Annotated in this window: 1 protein-coding gene; it reads right to left on the reverse strand. The window is 45.9% G+C overall.

Annotation, left to right across the window (positions count from 1 at the left end):
- Window positions 1-1,652, reverse strand: a 1,652-nt coding sequence (locus DUT70_RS10140) for a hypothetical protein (RefSeq protein ID WP_205529775.1), incomplete at both ends; no start/stop codon positions are given.

Here is a 1,652-nt window from a genome sequence, read left to right on the forward strand (position 1 = left end):
AGGTTCCATCAGCGGCTACCGCTAAACCTGAGCCTGGTTTTACAGCACCTGCTGCATTAGCTGTTGCGTTATTTACATCAACTTTATAAATAGGGTTATTTGGATTGGTTAAATCTGTAGCTACAGTTGTATTAGTTCCATTTGCTACTGTTGCAGTCTTATCCGTTGCGTTAGGGATAGTTGTAACATCTACATCAATTTTTTTGGTAGTAGCATTTAATTTTAAACCAGCTCCTATTAAAGTTGAAGGATCTACATCTACCTTATAGTCCGTGTTATTGGTTGTTGGCGTAGTAGTGGCCACAGTAGTATAGTCACCTTTTGTTACCGAGCTGGTTTTCTGTACGCCCTGTACAGCAGTAGCCGTAACATCAACCGTATAATTTGTATTTTTTCCAGTAGTGCTTGAGGTTACGTTAGCGAGGCCCGTTCCAGTCACTGAACTGGTTTTTTGGTTATTTTGAACCATATCGGTGATATTGATGGTCTGGGTAACACCGTTGCCGTCAACATAGGTAAAGTTTTTGTTGGTCGCATCGTAGCTCACGTTGCCGCCGGTGTTCTTCACAATCGTCTCGAAGATGTTTTTCACTTCGGTATTGTTCACAATGTCCTGGAAGTTATTCTGCACGTCCCCAACCACGTTGATCACCGTACCAGGACCGGTAATGTTGCCGTCCTTGTCAATATCCTTCTCGTTATAATAGGTGTACTTGCCCGTGTTTTTCCCATTAACTACCTCGGCAACCACCTTGGTCACCGTCTCGTTGCCCTTCACCATATCGGTGATGTTGATCGTCTGGGTAACACCGTTGCCGTCAACATAGGTAAAGTTTTTGTTGGTCGCATCGTAGCTCACGTTGCCGCCGGTGTTCTTCACAATCGTCTCGAAGATGTTTTTCACTTCGGTATTGTTCACAATGTCCTGGAAGTTGTTCTGAACGTCGCCAACCACGTTGATCACCGTACCAGGACCGGTAATGTTGCCGTCCTTGTCAATATCCTTCTCGTTATAATAGGTGTACTTGCCCGTGTTTTTCCCATTAACTACCTCGGCAACCACCTTGGTCACCGTCTCGTTGCCCTTCACCATATCAGTGATGTTGATCGTCTGGGTAGTTCCTGTACCGTCAACATAGGTAAAGCTGTTGGTCGTGGCATTGTAGCTCACGTTGCCGCCGGTGTTCTTCACAATCGTCTCGAAGATGTTTTTCACTTCGGTATTGTTCACAATGTCCTGGAAGTTGTTCTGCACATCGCCAACCACGTTGATCACCGTACCCGGACCGGTAATGTTGCCGTCCTTGTCAATATCCTTCTCGTTATAATAGGTGTACTTGCCCGTGTTTTTCCCATTAACTACCTCGGCAACCACCTTGGTCACCGTCTCGTTGCCCTTCACCATATCAGTGATGTTGATCGTCTGGGTAGTTCCTGTACCGTCAACATAGGTAAAGCTGTTGGTGCTGGTGTTATAGCTCACGTTCCCGCCGGTATTCTTCACAATCGTCTCGAAGATGTTTTTCACCTCGGTATTGTTCACGATCTCCTGGAAGTTGTTCTGAACGTCGCCAACCACGTTGATCACCGTACCCGGACCCGTAATGTTGCCGTCCTTGTCAATATCCTTCTCGTTATAATAGGTGTACTTG

Source organism: Pedobacter chitinilyticus (assembly GCF_003313385.1).
GTDB classification, from domain to species: Bacteria; Bacteroidota; Bacteroidia; order Sphingobacteriales; family Sphingobacteriaceae; genus Pedobacter; species Pedobacter chitinilyticus.